A 19,529-nucleotide genomic window follows, 5' to 3' on the forward strand; every position below is an offset into this window, starting at 1 on the left:
TTACTGGAGTTGAGTTTCCATGGCCAAGATCGCCCCGCAATTGCCAATCGAAGTCGACAGCGAGACCGGTGTCTGGACCAGCGACGCCTTGCCGATGCTGTATGTGCCGCGCCATTTCTTCGTCAACAACCACATCGGCATCGAGGAAGTGCTGGGCGCCGACGCCTATGCCGAGATCCTCTACAAGGCCGGCTACAAGTCCGCCTGGCACTGGTGTGAAAAAGAAGCCGAGTGCCATGGCCTGGAAGGCGTGGCGGTGTTCGAGCACTACATGAAGCGTCTGTCCCAGCGTGGCTGGGGCCTGTTCGAGATCCAGGACATCGACCTGGACAAGGGCACCTGCAGCGTCAAGCTCAAGCACTCTGCGTTTGTGTATGTCTATGGCAAGGTCGGTCGTAAAGTCGACTACATGTTCACCGGCTGGTTCGCCGGCGCCATGGACCAGATTCTCGCTGCCCGCGGCAGCTCGATCCGCACCGTGGCCGAACAGGTCTACGGCGGTTCGGAAGAAGGCCACGAAGATGGCCTGTTCGTTACAAAGCCGTTGTAAGCCGGAGATAGCGTCATGGCATTCGAAGCAATGTTCCAGCCGATTCAGATCGGCAAACTGACCATCCGCAACCGTGTGCTCAGCACCGCGCACGCCGAGGTCTACGCCACTGACGGCGGCATGACGACCGACCGCTATGTGAAGTACTACGAAGAAAAGGCCAAGGGTGGTATCGGCCTGGCGATCTGCGGCGGCTCGTCTGTCGTCGCCATCGACAGCCCGCAGGAGTGGTGGGCTTCGGTCAACCTGTCGACCGACCGCATCATCCCGCACTTCCAGAACCTGGCCGACGCCATGCACAAGCATGGCGCCAAGATCATGATCCAGATTACCCACATGGGCCGTCGCTCGCGTTGGGACGGCTTCAACTGGCCGACCCTGATGTCGCCGTCGGGTATCCGTGAGCCCGTGCACCGCGCCACCTGCAAAACCATCGAGGTGGAAGAGATCTGGCGCGTCATCGGCAACTACGCGCAGGCTGCGCGTCGAGCCAAAGAGGGCGGCCTGGACGGCGTGGAACTGTCGGCGGTGCACCAGCACATGATCGACCAGTTCTGGAGCCCGCGCGTCAACAAGCGTACCGACGAATGGGGCGGTACCTTCGAAGGCCGCATGAAGTTCGGCCTGGAAGTACTGAAAGCTGTGCGTGCCGAGGTCGGTGACGACTTCTGCGTGGGCATGCGTATCTGCGGTGACGAGTTCCACCCCGATGGCCTCAGCCATGAAGACATGAAACAGATCGCCGCCTACTACGACGGCACTGGCATGCTCGACTTCATTGGCGTGGTCGGCTCGGGTTGCGACACCCACAACACCCTGGCCAACGTCATCCCCAACATGAGCTACCCGCCGGAGCCGTTCCTGCACCTGGCGGCGGGTATCAAGGAAGTGGTCAAGGTTCCGGTGCTGCATGCGCAGAACATCAAGGACCCGAACCAGGCCACGCGCATCCTCGAAGGCGGCTACGTCGACATGGTCGGCATGACCCGTGCGCACATGGCCGACCCGCACCTGATCGCCAAGATCAAGATGGGCCAGATCGACCAGATCAAGCAGTGCGTCGGCGCCAACTACTGCATCGACCGCCAGTACCAGGGCCTGGATGTACTGTGCATCCAGAACGCCGCGACCTCGCGTGAATACATGGGCGTGCCGCACATCATCGAGAAGACCACCGGCGTCAAACGCAAGGTGGTGGTGGTTGGCGCAGGCCCGGCCGGCATGGAAGCAGCCCGCGTGGCTGCCGAGCGTGGCCACGATGTGACCCTGTTCGAGAAGAAAGACCAGATCGGCGGGCAGATCACCATCGCCGCCAAGGCACCGCAGCGTGACCAGATCGCCGGCATCACCCGCTGGTACCAACTGGAGCTGGCACGCCTGAAGGTGGACCTGCGCCTGGGTACCGCCGCTGACGTGGCCACCATCCAGGACCTGCGCCCGGACGTGATCGTGCTGGCCGTGGGCGGGCATTCGTTCCTGGAGCAGAACGAGCACTGGGGCGCCGCCGAAGGGCTGGTGGTCAGCAGCTGGGATGTGCTCGACGGCAAGGTTGCGCCGGGCAAGAACGTGCTGGTGTACGACACCATCTGCGAATTCACCGGCATGTCGGTGGCCGACTTCATCGCCGACAAGGGCAGCCAGGTGGAAATCGTCACCGACGACATCAAGCCGGGCGTGGCCATGGGCGGTACCACCTTCCCGACCTACTACCGCAGCATGTACCCCAAAGAAGTGATCATGACCGGCGACATGATGCTGGAAAAGGTCTACCGCGAAGGCGACAAGCTGGTGGCGGTGCTGGAGAACGAATACACCGGTGCCAAGGAAGAACGCGTGGTCGACCAGGTGGTGGTGGAGAACGGCGTGCGCCCTGACGAGCAGCTGTATTACGCCCTGAAGGACGGTTCGCGCAACAAAGGCCAGATCGATGTGGAGGCGCTGTTCGCCATCAAGCCACAGCCGATCCTCAGCCAGCCGGGCGAAGGCTACCTGCTGTACCGCATCGGCGACTGCGTGGCCCAGCGCAACGTGCATGCGGCGATCTACGACGCCTTGCGCCTGTGCAAGGACTTCTGATCGTTATAAATAGCCGCCGCTGAGCGCGGTTCCCTGTGGGAGCCTCCCATGTTGAACACCCTTCTACCCATTCTGCTGTTCGCTGCCCTTGGTCTGGCGGTGCTCGGCGCCCTGCGCCGGGTGCGCATGTGGCGACGTGGCCGGCCCTCCAAGGTCAATCTGATCGGCGGCCTGCTGGCCATGCCGCGCCGTTACCTGGTGGACCTGCACCATGTGGTCGAGCGCGACAAGTACATGTCCAAGACCCATGTGGCCACTGCGGGCGGCTTCGTGCTGTCGGCTGCCCTGGCGATTCTGGTGCATGGCTTCGGCCTGCAGAGCAAGATCCTTGGCTACGCGCTGCTGGTGGCCACGGTGATCATGTTCACCGGCGCCATCTTTGTCTTCAAACGCCGCCTCAACCCGCCTGCGCGCCTGTCCAAGGGCCCGTGGATGCGCCTGCCGAAGAGCCTGCTGGTGTTCGCCGCAAGCTTCTTCATCGCCACGTTGCCGGTCGCTGGCATCCTGCCGGCCAATACGGGTGGCTGGGTGATGGTCGCCGTACTTGGCCTGGGCGTGCTGTGGGGCGTGTCGGAGCTGTTCTTCGGCATGACCTGGGGCGGCCCGATGAAACACGCCTTCGCCGGTGCCCTGCACCTGGCCTGGCACCGCCGCGCGGAACGTTTCGGCGGCGGCCGCTCTACTGGCCTCAAGCCGCTGGACCTGGAAGACCCGAACGCGCCGCTGGGTGTGGAAAAGCCGGCTGACTTCACCTGGAACCAGCTGTTGGGCTTCGACGCCTGTGTGCAGTGCGGTAAATGTGAAGCCATGTGCCCGGCCTTTGCCGCCGGCCAGCCGCTGAACCCGAAAAAGCTCATCCAGGACATGGTCATCGGCCTGGCCGGTGGTACCGACGCGCAGTTCGCTGGCAGCCCGTACCCGGGCAAGCCGATCGGTGAGCACGGTGGTCACCCGCACCAGCCGATCGTCAATGGCTTGGTCGACGCCGAAACGCTGTGGTCGTGCACCACTTGCCGTGCCTGCGTCGAGGAATGCCCGATGATGATCGAGCACGTCGATGCCATCGTCGATATGCGCCGCCACCTCACCCTGGAAAAGGGCGCCACCCCGAACAAGGGCGCCGAGGTCCTGGACAACCTGATCGCCACCGACAACCCAGGCGGCTTCGCCCCTGGCGGGCGCATGAACTGGGCTGCTGACCTGAACCTGCAACTGCTGTCCGAGGTGAAAACCACCGAAGTGCTGTTCTGGGTCGGTGATGGAGCCTTCGACATGCGCAACCAGCGCACCCTGCGTTCGTTCGTCAAAGTGCTGAAGGCCTCGGGCGTGGACTTTGCCGTGCTCGGCCTGGAAGAGCGCGACAGCGGCGACGTGGCCCGTCGTCTGGGCGATGAAGCGACCTTCCAGCAACTGGCCAAACGCAATATCCAGACCCTGGCCAAGTACAAGTTCCAGCGCATCGTCACCTGCGACCCGCACAGCTTCCATGTGCTGAAAAACGAGTACGGCGCCTTGGGTGGCGAGTACCAGGTGCAGCACCACAGCACCTACATCGCCGAACTGATCGCGGCTAACAAGCTCAACCTTGGCCAGCACAAGGGCGGCAGCGTCACCTACCACGACCCGTGCTACCTGGGCCGCTACAACGGTGAGTACGAAGCCCCGCGTGCAGTGTTGAAGGCGTTGGGGATCGAGGTCCGCGAGATGGAGCGCTCGGGCTTCCGTTCCCGTTGCTGCGGTGGGGGGGGCGGTGCGCCGATCACCGACATCCCGGGCAAGCAGCGTATCCCGGACATGCGGATGGACGACATTCGCGAAACCGAGGCCGAGCTGGTGGCCGTGGGTTGCCCACAATGTACCGCCATGCTTGAGGGTGTGGTCGAACCGCGCCCTCAGATCAAGGACCTGGCCGAGCTGGTGGCCGACGTGCTGATCGAAGAGGACGCGGCCACTGTCCCAAAGCCGCAAACGGCCAAACGTGAACCTGCGGAGGTGCACTGATGAGCGACATTATCCGCCGCGACCCACGCGCCGAGTGGATCGCCCGTAACCGCCTGCACCCGCTGCATGCGGCCATGCAGACGCAACAGACCAGCTGGATGGGGCCCAACGGCCTCATCCGCAAGAACCCCCATGCGATTGCCGCAGGCTTCATCGGCCCGGCCGGCATCAAGCGTATCGACCGCAGCGGCGCTCAGCAGGGCACCGGTGTGGGCGGGCGGCGCACGGCGGCGACCGAGGTCAAGTTGCCGCTGCATCAAGTGCCAGCGCCGGCGTTCTACATTGCCGTGGTGCCGGACATGGTCGGTGGCCGCCTGAGCAGCCACGACCGCGATCTGCTCGGCCTGGCCCACAGCCTGGCCGGCAGCGATGGCGCGGTGTTGGCGGTGGTGTTTGGCGAACACAAGGAAAGCAACTTTTCCACAGCCGGTGTCGACCGCCTGCTGGTCATCGAAGGCGAAGCATTCGAGGGTTATGCACCGGAGCAACTGGTGCAGGGCTTGCGGGCTGTGGATAACCAGTTCACCCCGCGCCACTGGCTGCTGCCCGACAGCCGCACCGGTGGCGGGGAGCTGGGCCGGCGCCTGGGCGCGGCACTGGGCGAACGCCCGGCGACGCGGGTGTGGCAGGTCAAGGATGGCCAGTGCATCGGCCGTGCCGGTGCCGGCCAGCAAGACCTGCAGCGCGCCGTGCCACGCTTGATCCTCGCGGCTGCCGAATGCGCCGAGCCGGTCAGCGAAACCCGTCACGAAGCGCTGCCGGTGGAGTTGTCCACAAGCGTGGCGCGCAGCCTGTCGCGTATCGAAGACCTTGGCTCGGTGGCCGTGGACCCGGCCACCATTGCCATGGCCGAAGCCGAATTCATCGTCTCGGGCGGCAACGGGGTCAAGGACTGGGACCTGTACCACAAGGCTACCGCTGCCCTGGGTGCCACCGAAGGCGCCTCGCGGGTGGCGGTGGACGACGGCTTCATGCCGCGCAACCGCCAGGTGGGCGCTACCGGTACCTGGGTCACCGCACGCGTGTATGTGGCTGTGGGTATCTCGGGTGCGATCCAGCACCTGCAAGGTATCGGCGCCTGCGACAAGGTGGTGGCGATCAACATGGACCCGGGCTGCGACATGATCAAACGGGCCGACCTGTCGGTGATTGGCGACAGTTCGGCGATTCTCAAGGCACTGATCGAGGCTGTGGACAACTACCGCAGCGGCGGCCAGCGCGACGCGGCATAAGGGCACGAGCATGAGTACGAAAGTGATCAGCCTGGTATCCATCGGTGCCCACCCAAGCTCCGGCCGCGCCCGCCGCGCCGAGCAGGATGCCCGCGCCGTGGAACTGGGTTTGCAACTGGCTGGGGATAACTTGCAGGTGGTGCATGCCGGCGACCCGCAGGAAGAAGCGCTGCGCGCCTACCTGGGCATGGGCCTGGACCATCTGGATGTGCTGGAGCAGCCAGCCGGTGCCGATGTGCTGGGTGTGCTGGGGGATTACCTGCGCGACGCCGGGGCACAGTTGGTGCTGACCGGCAGCCAGGCCGAGACGGGTGAAGGGTCGGGCATGTTGCCGTTCCTGCTGGCGGAAAAGCTCGGCTGGCCATTGATTGTGGGGTTGGCCGAGGTGGAGTCGATCGACAACGGCACGGCCCAGGTATTGCAGGCCTTGCCGCGTGGTCAGCGGCGCCGGCTGAAAGTGCGCCTGCCGTTGCTGGCGACTGTGGATAACGCTGCGCCAAAGCCACGGCAGAGCGCTTTTGGCCCTGCGCGCCGGGGTGTGCTGGCGGCGCGTAATGTGGCCATTGTCGAAGATGAGCTGTTGGCCGATGCCGAGTTGCAACCGGCCCGTCCTCGCCCCAAGCGCCTGAAGGTGATCAAGGCCAAGAGCGGTGCGGACCGGATGAAAGCGGCGACGGCCAAGGCCAGTGGCGGCGGTGGCAAGGTGCTGAAGGATGTTTCACCGCAGGAAGGCGCCGAGGCGATCCTCAAGCTGTTGGTAGAAGAAGGTGTGCTGCGCTGAAGTTGAAGGGTTGTAGGTCACCTTGTGGGAGCGGGCTTGCCCGCGAAGAATTTGACGCGGTATATGGCACCGGCTTCGCCGGTGTTCGCGGCGGTTCGACGCATCGACAAGCCCGCTCCCACAGTGATCGTGCAACCCCTCACATTATTGCTGTCTCAGTCGCTATCGTCGAACCACTTCGCCGTGCCCACCTGGCGGCTGTGCATAAGTCACTCCTGGAAAATGACAAAGTAGTAGTCATCACCCCATCACATTGCTGCTTTTGACGAAATTGGCAGCACTATCGAGTACGCCTCTGTTTTGCCCACGGAATCTGTTCGCCAAGGTGTGGATAAAGTGTTGGCGCATGACTGTGGGCCTTATGTGGCGGGGCTTACAGAGTTTTGATCATAAAGTGATCAGCGCAGACGAGCCCAATCAGTTACCGATTGATGTGGCTCTTTCTGGTTTTGCCCACAATCGCTGTTAGCGGGTCTGTGGATAATCTGTTCGGCACTACCTGAAAGCCGCGCAGGTCATGGCTTGCGAGGAATTGATCAAAAAACGATCAAATTGGATCGGAAGTCTTCGGATCCATGATTATCAAGGCCTTGAATCGCTTATCCACAGCACAAACGCGGCATGGCTGCGTTTTGCGCACAAACTCTGTTGGTGTCTCTGTGGACAAGGTGTATGAACTCCGCTGTAGCCCAATGAGAATGAGGTCTAGGCAGATATGATCAATTAATGATCAGTGGCCTGCCTGACATTTTTGCCAGTACGATAGTTTCCAGCCAACCATTACCGTATCCACAGGTTTTCGTATTTGTGGATAACTCATGGCGACGTTCCTGCTAAATACCGATCGGCAACACTCTGTACTAGGTGCGCTTCCCGTTGGCCCGCGTGCCTATGTGCCTTACGGCGCCATGAAGGCTGCCCCTGCACCAGGGCTGGCTTTTTGTGGACAGTATCGGGATCCATTGACTGGAAATTACCCGTTGGGAAATGGCCATCGCTCCTATAGTCCAACGCTGATGCGATTCGTGAGGCCGGATAACCTCAGCCCATTTGAGCGTGGGGGTATGAATGCCTATGCATATTGCGTGGGGGACCCTGTCAATCACATAGATCCTAGTGGGCAGAAAGCAGAGGATTATGTGTTGCCCGCCCTGAGTATCCTCACCAACCTGGCAGGCTTGTTCATCAGTGGATTGAGGTTCAGGTCGTTCTACAAACGCGGCGTGGTATCCCGCAGCGCTGTTGGATCATCGAGTCCTGAATTGATGATTACCCGGGCAAGCGCCAAGGACTGGATCATGTCCAGCATCAGTGCGGGGTCTGCGATAGCGGGTTTGACCCTGGGCATCGCAAGGACGGCCGAACCAGGGAAGGAATGGCAAACCTGGGCGCTGGCGGCATTGACTAGCGTTTCGCTCGGCACTTCGACCTATGAGGCTTGGAAGCTCGCACAGGCAAAGCCATGGACGGTGCAGGCACCGGTGACGCCTTTGACGCCTATGTCGCCTTTGGGGAGAACGCAAGCTTCACAAACAGGTGCAAAAATAAGGTCACCTGACATAGGTAGTAACACGCACCCCGAGTAGCGACATGTGTCGCCACTCAGAGTGTGTCGGGGAATTACTGCGCCTGTACTTCCTTCAGATACGGCGCCGGCTCCGCCCCCAGGTTGTTCAGCATGCGCCCGCTGTACCAGTCAATGAAGTTCACCACACCAAACTCGTAAGTCTTCGAGTAAGGCCCAGGCTGATACGCCGTGGAGTTGATCCCGCGCTGGTTTTCTTCCGCCAGCCGGCGGTCCTGGTCGTTGGTGGCGTCCCACACCTTGCGCATGCGCTCTGGGTCGTAGTCCACACCTTCCACGGCGTCCTTGTGCACCAGCCACTTGGTGGTGACCATGGTTTCCTGGGCGCTGATCGGCCACACGGTGAACACGATCATGTGGTCGCCCATGCAGTGGTTCCACGAGTGCGGCAGGTGCAGGATGCGCATCGAGCCCAGGTCCGGGTTCTTGATGCGGCCCATCAGCTTCTGGCAGGCCTGCTTGCCGTCCATGGTCATCGACACGGTGCCCTTGAGCAGCGGCATGCGCACGATGCGGTTACGCAGGCCGTGGCTCTTGTGCAGGTACGGGATTTTCTCGGCTTCCCACGCAGCGGCCGAAGCGGCCACATGGTCCTTGAATTCCTGGCTGGCGCGTGGGTCGTTGGTGTCGTCCCACTCCAGCAGGGTTTGCAGCAACTCCGGGTGCGAACCGCTGCAGTGGTAGCACTCGCGGTTGTTTTCCAGCACCAGCTTCCAGTTGGCCTTTTCCATCAAGGTGGTTTGCACCGCCACCTTGGTGTTCTCCATGTCGTACGGTTCCATGTAGTGGTCCAGGGTGGCCAGGAACTCGTCGATGGCGGGTGGGTTTTCTGCCAGGCTGATGAAGATGTAGCCGCCGGCCACCTTCACGTTCACCGGCTTCAGGCCGTACTCCTTCATGTCGAAGTCGGCGCCCATTTCGGTGCCTGCGAACAGCAGGCGGCCGTCCAGTTCATAGGTCCACTGGTGGTAATGGCACACCAGCTTGGCCACTTTACCCTTGTCGCTCACGCACAAACGCGAACCGCGGTGGCGGCAGACGTTATGGAAGGCGTGCACCTTACCTTCGGCACCGCGCACCACCAGGATCGGGTTGTTGCCGATCTGCAGGGTGATGTAGTTGCCTTTCGCCGGAATTTCGCAAGTCATGCCGGCGATCAGCCATTCTTTCTGGAAGATCTCCTGCATGTCGATCTGGAACAGACGCTCGTCGGTGTAGAAAGGCTGGGGCAGCGAGTAGGTGCGCTCGCGGGTCTGCAGCATCTCGGCGGTGGCCTTGCGTGCAGGTTCCAGTGGATCGCCCAGGCTCAGGGTTGCGGTGACGTCCATCGTGTATTCCTCGGGGCCGTGTGCGGCCGGCAAAAGGTGGCTAATCGTTGTTGTGGTGCCGCAAGGCTGCTCATCAAGAAACAGCTAGTTGTTTTGCCGTGGAGTGTGCGTCCGAAGCCGCCGAGAACCGTATCCATGGGCGACATGGCCGATTTGAATTACGACGCGCCAACCCTTGCCGCGCGGGGCTGGTCGCGATAAGCACGTCGATGTCGCTGGCAGGAATGTACGCAGCCGCAAGCTTGCGCATTATCCAAGCCATAAAAAGCCCGATAGTCGGCTGCTGGAGATGAACATGTCTGATACCTTCCTCAATCCGGTCACCACCCAGACCTGGGCCAACGGCCGCCACATCGTGCGCTGCGTCAAGGTCATCCAGGAGACCTGGGACGTGCGCACCTTCTGCTTCATGGCCGACCAGCCGATCATGTTCTTCTTCAAACCCGGGCAGTTCGTCACCCTGGAGCTGGAGATCGAAGGCAAGCCGGTGATGCGCTCCTACACGATCTCCAGTTCGCCCTCGGTGCCCTACAGCTTCTCGATCACCGTCAAGCGTGTGCCGGGCGGTCTGGTGTCCAACTTCCTGCACGACACCATGCACGAAGGCGCCGAGCTGCCGGTGCACGGCCCGGTGGGGCTGTTCAACGCCATCGATTTCCCGGCGGGCAAGGCGCTGTACCTGTCGGGGGGCGTGGGCATTACCCCGGTGATGTCGATGGCGCGCTGGTTCTACGACACCAACGCCAACGTCGACATGGTGTTCGTGCACAGCGCCCGCTCGCCGAAGGACATCATCTACCACCGCGAGCTGGAACAGATGGCCTCGCGCATCCCTAACTTCAGCCTGCACATCATTTGCGAGAAGCACGGCCTGGGTGAGCCATGGGCGGGGTACCGCGGTTACCTGAACCAGCGCCTGATGGAGCTGATCGCCCCGGACTACATGGACCGCGTGGTGTTCTGCTGCGGCCCGACGCCCTACATGACGGCGGTCAAGCGCATGCTCGAAGCGGTCGGCTTCGACATGAAGAACTACCACGAGGAATCGTTCGGCGCGACCCCACCCGAGGCCAAGGCCGATGCGGTGGAGCACGCCGAGCAGGCGGCTGATGCGCCGGAGCTGGATGCTTCCGACCTCAACCTGGTGGAGTTCATCGGCAGCGAGAAGAGCATCCGCATCGCCCCGGGCGAAACCGTGCATGCGGCGGCGGCCAAGGTTGGCTTGATGATCCCGAAAGCCTGCGGCATGGGCATTTGCGGCACCTGCAAGGTGCTCAAGCTGGGCGGTGAGGTGGAGATGGAGCACAACGGCGGCATTACCGAAGAGGACGAAGCCGAGGGCTACATCCTGTCGTGCTGCAGCGTGCCGAAAGGGGATGTGCGGATCGATTACTGATCCGGAATTACAGGGGGCCGCAAAGCGGCCCCAACTGTTTCAAGTACGGAACCGGGCTACAAGGCCATTGAGGTCCACGGCCAACCGCGACAGCTCGGCACTCGCTGCGCTGGTCTGATGCGCCCCGGTAGCACTCTGCACCGACAGGTCATTGATGTTCACCAGGTTGCGGTCCACTTCCCGCGCCACCTGCGCCTGCTCTTCCGCCGCGCTGGCAATCACCAGGTTACGCTCGTTGATCTGTGCCACTGCCCCGGCAATGGTATCCAGCGCCATGCCCGCGCCCCGGGCGATGTTAAGGGTGGACTCTGCGCGTTCGGTGCTGGTGCGCATCGACTCCACCGCTTCTTCCGTACCGCCCTGAATGCTGCCGATCATGCGCTCGATTTCGCTGGTCGACTGCTGGGTACGATGGGCCAGAGCACGCACTTCATCCGCCACCACGGCAAAACCACGGCCAGCTTCACCGGCACGCGCTGCTTCGATGGCGGCGTTCAGTGCTAACAGGTTGGTCTGGTCTGCCAGGCCGCGGATCACGTCGAGCACTTTGCCGATGTCACGCGACTGTTCGGCCAGGTGGGTAATCAGTTTGGCAGTGGCTTGCACATCACCGCTCATGCGCTCGATGGCGCCCACGGTCTCCATCACTAGGTCACGACCGTCTCCGGTAGAGCGGCTGGCTTCACTGGACGCTTCCGAGGTACTCACGGCGTTGCGCGCCACTTCTTCCACAGCGCTGGTCATTTCGGTGACGGCCGTGGCGGCCTGTTCAATCTCGTTGTTCTGCTGTTGCAGGCCACGGGCACTTTCGTCGGTGACGGCATTCAACTCTTCGGCCGCCGAGGCCAGCTGGGTCGCAGAGCCAGCGATCAGCTGCAGGGTATCGCGCAGCTTGTCCTGCATGCGGGCCATGGCGCGCAGCAAACGGGCGGCTTCGTCGGTGCCTTCGGCGCGGATGACGTGGGTCAGGTCACCGTCGGCGACTTGCTCGGCGCACTTGAGCGCCTCTTCGATCGGTTTGACGATGCTGCGGGTCAGCAGGAAGGCGCAGGCGAAAGTCAGCACGGTGGCGGCAACCAGCAGGCCGATCACCAGGGCGAAAGCCGCAGCGTACTGGCTGGCGGCTTTCTCGTTGGTGGCGCGGGTCTGGTCGGTGTTGATGCGCACCAGGGTGTCCATGACCTTGTTGATCTGCTCGGAATTGGCCAGCAGGTCGCGGTTCAGCAGGTCGCGCAGCTCGTCCAGGCGGTCGGCCTGGCTCAGGGTGCGCATGCGCGACTCCAGCTGGCGGTACTGGTTGAGCAACTGGCTGTACTGGTCGAACGCGGCCTGTTCGTCGGCAGCGGTGATCATGGGCAGGTAGGCCTGGCGTGCGCGGTCGATCTGGCTGTTGCGTTGGTCCAGCAGGTTGAGGGTATCGCGCTGGGTTTCTGGCTCACGGTTGAGCAGCAGGCGGTAGGAGAGGGTGCGCATGCGCAGGTTCAGCGCGGTGAGCTCGTCAAGGATCTTGATGCTGGGCACGCTGACCTGTTCGATGGCCACGCCGGCCTGGCGGATATTACCCATCTGTATCAGCGAAAAGACACCGAGGCCAAGCATCAGCAGGCCAATAAGCGCGAAGCCGAGCAGCGCGCGCGGGGCGATATTCATGTTGCGTAGAGACATGGAGGAGAGGATCCAGGCAAGGGAAAAAGGTGCGCAATTTGCGACAAAACATGACTTGCCGGGCTATCGGTCGTGGCTGGCCAGTCTTGAGTGCGCCCGGCAAAAAATGTGAGGTGGCTAACCTTTTCCTGACCGGCGGTTGACCCAGGTCGGAACAAGGGGGTGGTTACCCTGTCAATCTGCGGGCTAGACACCTTATGAATCCGATATTTAATGGCGATGGGCCGCACTTTTCTTTATCGTGTGCGCCCCTCGCAACAACCTGAGATAGACCCATGCTGGAAGCTTCCCTGAATCAAATCGAGCAACTGGTCAGCGACCTGATGCAGAAAAACGCTCAACTCACCGAGCAGAACGCCACCCTCGGCACGCAACTGGCCCAGGCCAAGGAAGAGAACGAAACCCTGCAACTGTCGCTGATGGAGCAGGAAGAGAAGAACGGCAGCACCGCCGCCCGCCTGCAGGCGCTGGTTGATCGTGCCAGCGCTGGCATCGGCGCATGAGATTGCAAGAGCAGCCGGTCAATGTCGTGTCGATTCTCGGCACCGACTATTCGATCAAGGCGCCCGAAGGCCAGGAAGAAACCCTGGCCCAGGCGGTGCGGATGCTCAACACCGTCTTGAACGAGACCAAGCGTCAGTACCCGACCCTGATCGGTGACAAATTGCTGGTGCTGGCTGCCCTTAACCTGTGCTCCAAACAGGTTGAACTGCAGAAAGAACACCAGCAGACCCTGGCACGTACCCAAGCGCAGATCGACGCCACGGTGAATGCCATCGTGCGGACCATTGCAGAGTCCTGATCGATAGCTGGGGGCGCTTCGCGCCCCCAAGGCCCAACTCATTGTTCCAGGTCACTGGATTAACTGGATACGCAAGTGTATACACTTTCCGCAAAACAATAATGTGCGGGGGAGTAGGGGCATGCGTATCTGGCGTAAAAGCATCCAGTGGCAGTTGATCACCAGCATGGGCGCCGCCCTGCTGGCCAGTATCCTGGTGGTGGTCATCATTTTCACCGTGGCGCTCAATCGCCTCACCGACCGCTATCTGGTCGACACTGCGCTGCCTGCCAGCATCGAAGCTATCCGCAATGACATCGAGCGCATGCTCGGCCAGCCGCTGGTAGCGGCTGCAGACATTGCCGGCAACACCCTGCTGCGCGACTGGCTTGCAGCCGGCGAAGACCCCGCCCAAGCCCCACAATTCATCGAATACCTGGCCGCCGCCAAGCAGCGCAACAAGGCGTTCACCACCCTGTTCGCCTCGACCGAAACCGGCCACTACTACAACGAAAATGGCCTGGACCGCACCCTTGACCGCAGCAACCCCAAGGACAAGTGGTTCTACGGCTACATCGACAGCGGCGCCGAGCGCCTGATCAACATCGACATCGACGGTGCCACCGGTGAGCTGGCGCTGTTCATCGACTATCGCGTGGAGAAGCACGGCCAGCTGGTGGGCGTGGCCGGCATGGGCCTGCGCATGACCGAGCTGTCGAAGCTGATTCACGACTTCAGCTTTGGCGAGCATGGCAAGGTCTTCCTGGTGCGCAACGATGGCCTGATTCAGGTGCACCCGGACGCTGCCTTCAGCGGCAAGCGCCAGCTCGCCGAGCAGCTCGGTACAGACGCTGCCAAGGCTGTGATGACGGGCGGCGAAGGCCTGCGCAACAGCCGTTTCAGCCGTGACGGCGAACGCTACCTGGCGCTGGGCCTGCCCCTGCGCGACCTCAACTGGACGCTGGTGGCCGAGGTGCCGGAGTCGGAAATCTACGCGCCAATGCATCAGGCGGTATGGCTGACCAGCCTGATCGGTGGCGGTGTGGCCTTGGTGTCGCTGCTGCTGGTGGTGCTGCTGGCGCGGGGCCTGGTGCGGCCTATCCGCCGCGTGACCGCTGCGCTGGTGGAGATTGGCAGTGGGGCAGGCGACCTCAGCCACCGCCTGGATGATTCGCGCCAGGATGAACTGGGTGACCTGGCGCGCGGTTTCAACCGCTTCCTCGACAGCCAGCGCAGCCTGATTGGCGAGGTGTTGCAGACCTCCGAACGGCTGCATCGGGCGGTCGAGCAGGTGACCCAAGTTGTGGACAACACAGCTGAGCGCTCAGGGCGGCAGCAGGAAATGACCGAAATGGTTGCCACTGCCGTACACGAGATGGGCCTGACCGTGCAGGATATTGCCCGCAATGCTGGTGATGCGGCCCAGGCCTCGCAGTCTGCACGGGATGAGGCGTTGCAGGCGCGGGAGGTCGTGCAACGCTCGATTCGTGGCATCGAGGGCATGTCGAGCGACATCGGCAAGGCAGCTGACTCAGTCAGCAAGTTAGCCGACGAAGTTGCCTCGATCGACGAAGTTTTAGCGGTTATCCGCAGTATTTCCGAGCAAACCAATTTGCTGGCGCTGAATGCTGCCATCGAGGCTGCGCGGGCAGGGGAAATGGGGCGTGGGTTTGCCGTGGTGGCCGACGAAGTGCGAACGCTGGCGCGACGCACGCAGTTGTCCACCGACGAAGTGCAACAGATGATCCAGCGCCTGAAGCAGGGCGCGGGTTCGGCGGTGAGTTCGATGCACGCGGGGCAGCAGGCGACTGGCAGTGGTGTGGCATCGAGCCAGCGCACCGGGGCGTCGTTGGGCGCGATTACCGACCAGGTGGAGCACATCAGCGACATGAACCATCAGGTGGCCACGGCGACGGAAGAGCAGTCGGCGGTGACTGAGGAAATCAACCGCACGGTGCAGGGCATTTCCGACCTGGCGCGGGAGACGGCGGCAGAGGTGCAAGGGTGTCGGGCAGAGTGCCAGGCGTTGCGCGGCCTAGCGGACGACTTGGCGCGGCAGATGGGGGGATTCAAGCTCTAGATCGGTGCTGGATTCTTCGCGGGCAAGCCCGCTCCCACAGGTTCATCATTGCCTTTGAGAGCAGTGCTGCACCTGTGGCTCTAGCAGGCTCGTCACAGGCCTTGAGGCCTGCGCGGTCCCTGTGGGAGCGGGCTTGCCCGCGAATGCGGCCTGTCAGGCGGTGATGATGCTGCGGATATCCGCCGCCAGCTCGCGCACCCGCTCTTCCTCGGTATCCCACGAACACATGAACCGCGCCCCGCCGCTACCAATGAAGGTATAGAACCGCCACCCCTTGCCCCGCAACGCTTCAATCGCGTGCTCCGGCATCTGCAGAAACACCCCGTTCGCCTCCACCGGGAACATCAGTTCCACCCCCGGCAAATCACTCACCAGCGACGCCAGCAGCTGCGCGCAATGGTTGGCGTGGTTGCCATGGCGCAACCAGGCGCCATCTTCCAGCAGGCCCACCCACGGCGCCGACAGGAAGCGCATTTTCGATGCCAGTTGCCCGGCCTGCTTGCAGCGGTAGTCGAAGTCTTCGGCCAGTTGGCGGTTGAAGAACAGGATCGCCTCACCCACCGCCATGCCGTTCTTGGTGCCGCCAAAGCACAGTACATCGACGCCGGCCTTCCAAGTCAGCTCGGCCGGGCTACAGCCCAGGAACGCGCAGGCATTGGTAAAGCGCGCGCCGTCCATGTGCAGGTTCAGCCCCAGCTCCTTGCAGGTGGCGCTGATCGCCTTCAGCTCGTCGGGGCGGTACACGGTGCCGACTTCAGTGGCCTGGGTAAGGGTCACTACCCGCGGCTTGGGGTAGTGGATGTCCTGGCGCTTGAGCGCCACTTCGCGGATCGACTGTGGCGTCAGCTTGCCGTTGACGCTGGGCGCAGTCAGCAGCTTGGAGCCGTTGGAGAAGAACTCCGGCGCGCCGCATTCGTCGGTTTCGACGTGGGCGGTCTCGGAACAGATCACACTGTGATAGCTCTGGCACAGCGAGGCCAGGGCCAGGGAGTTGGCGGCGGTGCCGTTGAAGGCGAAGAACACCTCGCAGTCGGTTTCGAACAGGTTGCGAAAGTATTCCGAGGCGCGCTCGGTCCACTGGTCGTCGCCGTAGGCGCGGTCGTGGCCGTGGTTGGCTTTTTCCATCGCTGCCCAGGCTTCGGGGCAGATGCCGGAATAGTTGTCGCTGGCGAATTGTTGGCTCTTATCTGTCATGACACGGTCCTGTGAACGACGCAGAACAGCACTCTAAACCATCGATTCAGCAGTTGCCTATACAAGCTGTGCATACGCTCGATTCGAGGTTGTCTGTGCTGGCCTCTTCGCGGGCAAGCCCGCTCCCACAGGGATAGCACAAGCCTTCAGAGCGCCGCCGTACCTGTGGGAGCGGGCTTGCCCGCGAAGAGGCCAGCAGCAACAGCAAAAAAACGAATGTCGTAAACGCGCCATTGCAAGGCGTGCGCAGGCATCTGACCTGCCCCGACCAGTCATAACATCGCCACAAAGGGCCACAGTGCCCCACGACAAAAAACGATCGCTGCCGGGAGATACACGATGTTCAGCAAGCAAGACCAGATCCAGGGTTATGACGACGCACTGCTGGCGGCGATGAATGCCGAAGAACAGCGCCAGGAAGATCACATCGAGCTGATCGCCTCGGAGAACTACACCAGCAAGCGCGTCATGCAGGCCCAAGGCAGCGGCCTGACCAACAAGTACGCCGAAGGCTACCCGGGCAAGCGTTACTACGGTGGCTGCGAGCATGTGGACAAGGTAGAAGCCCTGGCCATCGAGCGCGCCAAGCAGCTGTTCGGTGCCGACTACGCCAACGTACAGCCGCACTCCGGCTCGTCGGCCAACGGTGCTGTTTACCTGGCCCTGCTGCAGGCCGGTGACACCATCCTCGGCATGAGCCTGGCCCACGGCGGCCACCTGACCCACGGCGCCAAAGTGTCGTCCTCGGGCAAACTGTACAACGCTGTTCAGTACGGCATCGACACCAATACTGGCCTGATCGACTACGACGAAGTCGAGCGCCTGGCGGTCGAGCACAAGCCGAAAATGATCGTTGCCGGTTTCTCGGCCTACTCCAAGACCCTCGACTTCCCACGCTTCCGCGCCATCGCCGACAAGGTCGGTGCGCTGCTGTTCGTCGACATGGCCCATGTAGCCGGCCTGGTTGCCGCTGGCCTGTACCCGAACCCGATCCCGTTCGCCGATGTGGTCACCACCACCACCCACAAGACCCTGCGCGGCCCACGTGGCGGTCTGATCCTGGCCAAGTCGAACGAAGAGATCGAGAAAAAGCTGAACGCCGCTGTATTCCCGGGCGCCCAGGGCGGGCCACTGATGCATGTGATCGCCGCCAAGGCTGTGTGCTTCAAGGAAGCACTGGAGCCTGGCTTCAAGGCTTACCAGCAACAAGTGATCGAAAACGCCCAGGCCATGGCCCAGGTGTTCATCGACCGCGGCTACGACGTGGTTTCCGGTGGCACCGACAACCACCTGTTCCTGGTCAGCCTGATCCGTCAGGGCCTGACCGGCAAAGACGCCGACGCCGCCCTGGGGCGCGCGCACATCACCGTCAACAAGAATGCCGTGCCGAACGACCCGCAGTCGCCGTTCGTCACCTCGGGCCTGCGCATCGGCACCCCGGCCGTCACCACCCGCGGCTTCAAGGTTGCGCAGTGCGTGGCCCTGGCCGGCTGGATCTGCGACATCCTCGACAACCTCGGTGACGCAGACGTCGAAGCCGATGTGGCGAAGAACGTCGCGGCGCTGTGCGCAGACTTCCCTGTTTACCGCTGAGTGGAGTAAACGACCATGCAACGCTACTCGGGCTTCGGCCTCTTCAAACACTCCCTCAGCCACCACGAAAACTGGCAGCGCATGTGGCGCACCCCCACCCCTAAAAAGGTGTACGACGTGGTTATCGTCGGCGGTGGCGGCCATGGCCTGGCCACGGCCTACTACCTGGCCAAAGAGCACGGCATCACCAACGTTGCCGTGATCGAGAAGGGCTACCTGGGCGGCGGCAACACCGCCCGTAACACCACCATCGTGCGTTCCAACTACCTGTGGGACGAGTCGGCGCAGTTGTACGAGCACGCCATGAAGCTGTGGGAGGGCCTGTCCCAGGACATCAACTACAACGTGATGTTCTCCCAGCGCGGCGTCTACAACCTGTGCCACACCTTGCAAGACATCCGTGACTCCGAGCGCCGCGTCAGCGCCAACCGCCTCAACGGCGTCGATGGCGAGCTGCTGAACACCGCCCAGGTCGCGGCCGAAATCCCGTACCTGGACTGCTCGAAGAACACCCGTTACCCGATCCTGGGAGCAACCGTTCAGCGCCGTGGTGGCGTGGCCCGCCACGACGCCGTGGCCTGGGGCTATGCCCGTGCCGCCGACGCCCTGGGCGTTGACCTGATCCAGCAAACCGAAGTGATCGGCTTCCGTAAGGAAAACGGCGCGGTCATCGGTGTGGAAACCAACAAAGGCTTCATCGGCGCCAAGCGCGTCGGCGTGGTCACCGCCGGTAACTCCGGGCACATGGCCAAGCTGGCCGGCTTCCGCCTGCCGCTGGAATCGCACCCACTGCAAGCACTGGTATCCGAGCCGATCAAACCGATCATCGACAGCGTGATCATGTCCAACGCCGTGCACGGCTACATCAGCCAGTCCGACAAGGGCGACCTGGTGATCGGTGCCGGTATCGACGGCTGGGTCGGCTACGGCCAGCGCGGTTCGTACCCGGTGATCGAGCACACCCTCCAGGCCATCGTCGAGATGTTCCCCAACCTCTCGCGTGTTCGCATGAACCGCCAGTGGGGCGGCATTGTGGATACCTCGCCGGACGCTTGCCCGATCATCACCAAGACCCCGGTCAAGAACATGTTCTTCAACTGCGGTTGGGGCACTGGCGGCTTCAAGGCGACCCCGGGTTCGGGCAACGTCTTCGCCGCGAGCCTGGCCAAGGGCGAAATGCACCCACTGGCCGCGCCGTTCTCCATGGACCGTTTCTACAACGGCGCACTGATCGACGAACACGGCGCCGCCGCCGTCGCCCACTAAC

Annotated in this window: 15 protein-coding genes and 2 pseudogenes; 13 read left to right on the top strand and 4 right to left on the bottom strand. The window is 62.4% G+C overall.

Features of this window, described 5'->3' with window-relative positions:
• Positions 1–19: 19 nt before the first annotated feature.
• The 6 genes from QQL85_RS18840 (at position 20) to QQL85_RS18865 (ending at position 8,226) form a co-directional block, all read left to right on the top strand.
• Positions 20–550, top strand: a complete 531-nt coding sequence (locus tag QQL85_RS18840; protein WP_016497619.1) for a DUF5943 domain-containing protein — start codon at positions 20–22, stop codon at positions 548–550.
• A gap of 15 nt (positions 551–565) precedes the next feature.
• A complete protein-coding gene (gene dgcA / locus QQL85_RS18845; protein WP_284355437.1) occupies positions 566–2,626 on the top strand; it encodes a dimethylglycine demethylation protein DgcA in 2,061 nt (686 codons plus the stop codon).
• A 48-nt stretch (positions 2,627–2,674) separates the two neighbouring features.
• Complete coding sequence (gene dgcB / locus QQL85_RS18850) at positions 2,675–4,627, top strand: dimethylglycine demethylation protein DgcB (protein WP_284355438.1); 1,953 nt, start codon at positions 2,675–2,677, stop codon at positions 4,625–4,627.
• Positions 4,627–5,859 (top strand): electron transfer flavoprotein subunit alpha/FixB family protein, encoded by a 1,233-nt coding sequence (locus QQL85_RS18855; RefSeq protein ID WP_284355439.1) that lies wholly within the window; start codon positions 4,627–4,629, stop codon positions 5,857–5,859. Before dgcB ends, QQL85_RS18855 begins: the two co-directional genes overlap by 1 nt.
• Positions 5,860–5,869: 10 nt before the next feature.
• The gene (locus QQL85_RS18860; protein ID WP_284355440.1) at positions 5,870–6,640 is read left to right on the top strand and encodes an electron transfer flavoprotein subunit beta; all 771 of its coding nucleotides are present in this window, start codon (positions 5,870–5,872) and stop codon (positions 6,638–6,640) included.
• An 818-nt stretch (positions 6,641–7,458) separates the two neighbouring features.
• Positions 7,459–8,226 carry an RHS repeat-associated core domain-containing protein gene (locus QQL85_RS18865; protein WP_284355441.1) on the top strand — a complete coding sequence of 256 codons (768 nt, stop codon included), beginning with the start codon at positions 7,459–7,461 and terminating at the stop codon, positions 8,224–8,226.
• A gap of 34 nt (positions 8,227–8,260) precedes the next feature.
• On the opposite strand, the gene gbcA is transcribed toward QQL85_RS18865, so the two are convergent.
• A complete protein-coding gene (gbcA, locus tag QQL85_RS18870) occupies positions 8,261–9,553 on the bottom strand; it encodes a glycine-betaine demethylase subunit GbcA (RefSeq protein WP_284355442.1) in 1,293 nt (430 codons plus the stop codon).
• Between the two features lie 295 nt (positions 9,554–9,848).
• On the opposite strand from gbcA, the gene gbcB reads away from it, so the two are divergent.
• Positions 9,849–10,949 carry a glycine-betaine demethylase subunit GbcB gene (gene gbcB, locus QQL85_RS18875; protein WP_284355443.1) on the top strand — a complete coding sequence of 367 codons (1,101 nt, stop codon included), beginning with the start codon at positions 9,849–9,851 and terminating at the stop codon, positions 10,947–10,949.
• A gap of 39 nt (positions 10,950–10,988) precedes the next feature.
• On the opposite strand, the gene QQL85_RS26800 is transcribed toward gbcB, so the two are convergent.
• On the bottom strand, positions 10,989–11,861 hold the full coding sequence (locus QQL85_RS26800; protein WP_409347974.1) for a methyl-accepting chemotaxis protein: 873 nt from the start codon (positions 11,859–11,861) through the stop codon (positions 10,989–10,991).
• Positions 11,844–12,614: pseudogene (locus QQL85_RS26805) on the bottom strand (MCP four helix bundle domain-containing protein); the annotation flags it as partial. The gene QQL85_RS26800 and the pseudogene QQL85_RS26805, both read right to left, overlap by 18 nt.
• A 275-nt stretch (positions 12,615–12,889) precedes the next feature.
• Here QQL85_RS26805 and QQL85_RS18885 point away from each other — a divergent pair.
• The 4 genes and pseudogenes from QQL85_RS18885 (at position 12,890) to QQL85_RS26815 (ending at position 15,475) form a co-directional block, all read left to right on the top strand.
• A complete protein-coding gene (locus tag QQL85_RS18885; RefSeq protein WP_284355445.1) occupies positions 12,890–13,117 on the top strand; it encodes a hypothetical protein in 228 nt (75 codons plus the stop codon).
• Entirely contained in the window at positions 13,114–13,416 is a 303-nt protein-coding gene (locus QQL85_RS18890; RefSeq protein WP_284355446.1) for a cell division protein ZapA, read from the top strand. Before QQL85_RS18885 ends, QQL85_RS18890 begins: the two co-directional genes overlap by 4 nt.
• Before the next feature lie 166 nt (positions 13,417–13,582).
• Positions 13,583–14,611 (top strand): annotated as a pseudogene (mcpH, locus tag QQL85_RS26810) (methyl-accepting chemotaxis protein McpH); the annotation flags it as partial.
• 135 nt (positions 14,612–14,746) lie between these two features.
• Positions 14,747–15,475: a methyl-accepting chemotaxis protein gene (locus QQL85_RS26815; protein ID WP_434482151.1), complete on the top strand. Its 729-nt coding sequence runs from the start codon at positions 14,747–14,749 to the stop codon at positions 15,473–15,475.
• A 153-nt stretch (positions 15,476–15,628) separates the two neighbouring features.
• Here QQL85_RS26815 and QQL85_RS18900 read toward each other — a convergent pair whose 3' ends face one another.
• Positions 15,629–16,669, bottom strand: a complete 1,041-nt coding sequence (locus QQL85_RS18900) for a low specificity L-threonine aldolase (protein WP_284355448.1) — start codon at positions 16,667–16,669, stop codon at positions 15,629–15,631.
• 339 nt (positions 16,670–17,008) lie between these two features.
• Here QQL85_RS18900 and QQL85_RS18905 point away from each other — a divergent pair, with 339 nt between their 5' ends.
• Positions 17,009–18,262, top strand: coding sequence for a serine hydroxymethyltransferase (locus QQL85_RS18905; RefSeq protein ID WP_003255681.1), 1,254 nt, complete (start codon positions 17,009–17,011; stop codon positions 18,260–18,262).
• A 15-nt stretch (positions 18,263–18,277) separates the two neighbouring features.
• Positions 18,278–19,528, top strand: coding sequence for a sarcosine oxidase subunit beta family protein (locus QQL85_RS18910; RefSeq protein WP_016484536.1), 1,251 nt, complete (start codon positions 18,278–18,280; stop codon positions 19,526–19,528).
• Position 19,529: the final 1 nt, after the last annotated feature.

It is taken from the genome of Pseudomonas putida, from assembly GCF_030159595.1.
In the GTDB taxonomy this organism is placed as follows: Bacteria; Pseudomonadota; Gammaproteobacteria; order Pseudomonadales; family Pseudomonadaceae; genus Aquipseudomonas; species Aquipseudomonas putida_AC.

What these genes read in the sequence shown, in the direction of transcription:
- QQL85_RS18840 (WP_016497619.1), top strand. Translation starts at nt 20, where the DNA reads ATGGCCAAGATCGCCCCGCAATTGCCAATCGAAGTCGACAGCGAGACC.
- dgcA (WP_284355437.1), top strand. Translation starts at nt 566, where the DNA reads ATGGCATTCGAAGCAATGTTCCAGCCGATTCAGATCGGCAAACTGACC.
- dgcB (WP_284355438.1), top strand. Translation starts at nt 2,675, where the DNA reads ATGTTGAACACCCTTCTACCCATTCTGCTGTTCGCTGCCCTTGGTCTG.
- QQL85_RS18855 (WP_284355439.1), top strand. Translation starts at nt 4,627, where the DNA reads ATGAGCGACATTATCCGCCGCGACCCACGCGCCGAGTGGATCGCCCGT.
- QQL85_RS18860 (WP_284355440.1), top strand. Translation starts at nt 5,870, where the DNA reads ATGAGTACGAAAGTGATCAGCCTGGTATCCATCGGTGCCCACCCAAGC.
- QQL85_RS18865 (WP_284355441.1), top strand. Translation starts at nt 7,459, where the DNA reads ATGGCGACGTTCCTGCTAAATACCGATCGGCAACACTCTGTACTAGGT.
- gbcA (WP_284355442.1), bottom strand. Translation starts at nt 9,553, where the DNA reads ATGGACGTCACCGCAACCCTGAGCCTGGGCGATCCACTGGAACCTGCA.
- gbcB (WP_284355443.1), top strand. Translation starts at nt 9,849, where the DNA reads ATGTCTGATACCTTCCTCAATCCGGTCACCACCCAGACCTGGGCCAAC.
- QQL85_RS26800 (WP_409347974.1), bottom strand. Translation starts at nt 11,861, where the DNA reads ATGGCCCGCATGCAGGACAAGCTGCGCGATACCCTGCAGCTGATCGCT.
- QQL85_RS18885 (WP_284355445.1), top strand. Translation starts at nt 12,890, where the DNA reads ATGCTGGAAGCTTCCCTGAATCAAATCGAGCAACTGGTCAGCGACCTG.
- QQL85_RS18890 (WP_284355446.1), top strand. Translation starts at nt 13,114, where the DNA reads ATGAGATTGCAAGAGCAGCCGGTCAATGTCGTGTCGATTCTCGGCACC.
- QQL85_RS26815 (WP_434482151.1), top strand. Translation starts at nt 14,747, where the DNA reads ATGGTTGCCACTGCCGTACACGAGATGGGCCTGACCGTGCAGGATATT.
- QQL85_RS18900 (WP_284355448.1), bottom strand. Translation starts at nt 16,669, where the DNA reads ATGACAGATAAGAGCCAACAATTCGCCAGCGACAACTATTCCGGCATC.
- QQL85_RS18905 (WP_003255681.1), top strand. Translation starts at nt 17,009, where the DNA reads ATGTTCAGCAAGCAAGACCAGATCCAGGGTTATGACGACGCACTGCTG.
- QQL85_RS18910 (WP_016484536.1), top strand. Translation starts at nt 18,278, where the DNA reads ATGCAACGCTACTCGGGCTTCGGCCTCTTCAAACACTCCCTCAGCCAC.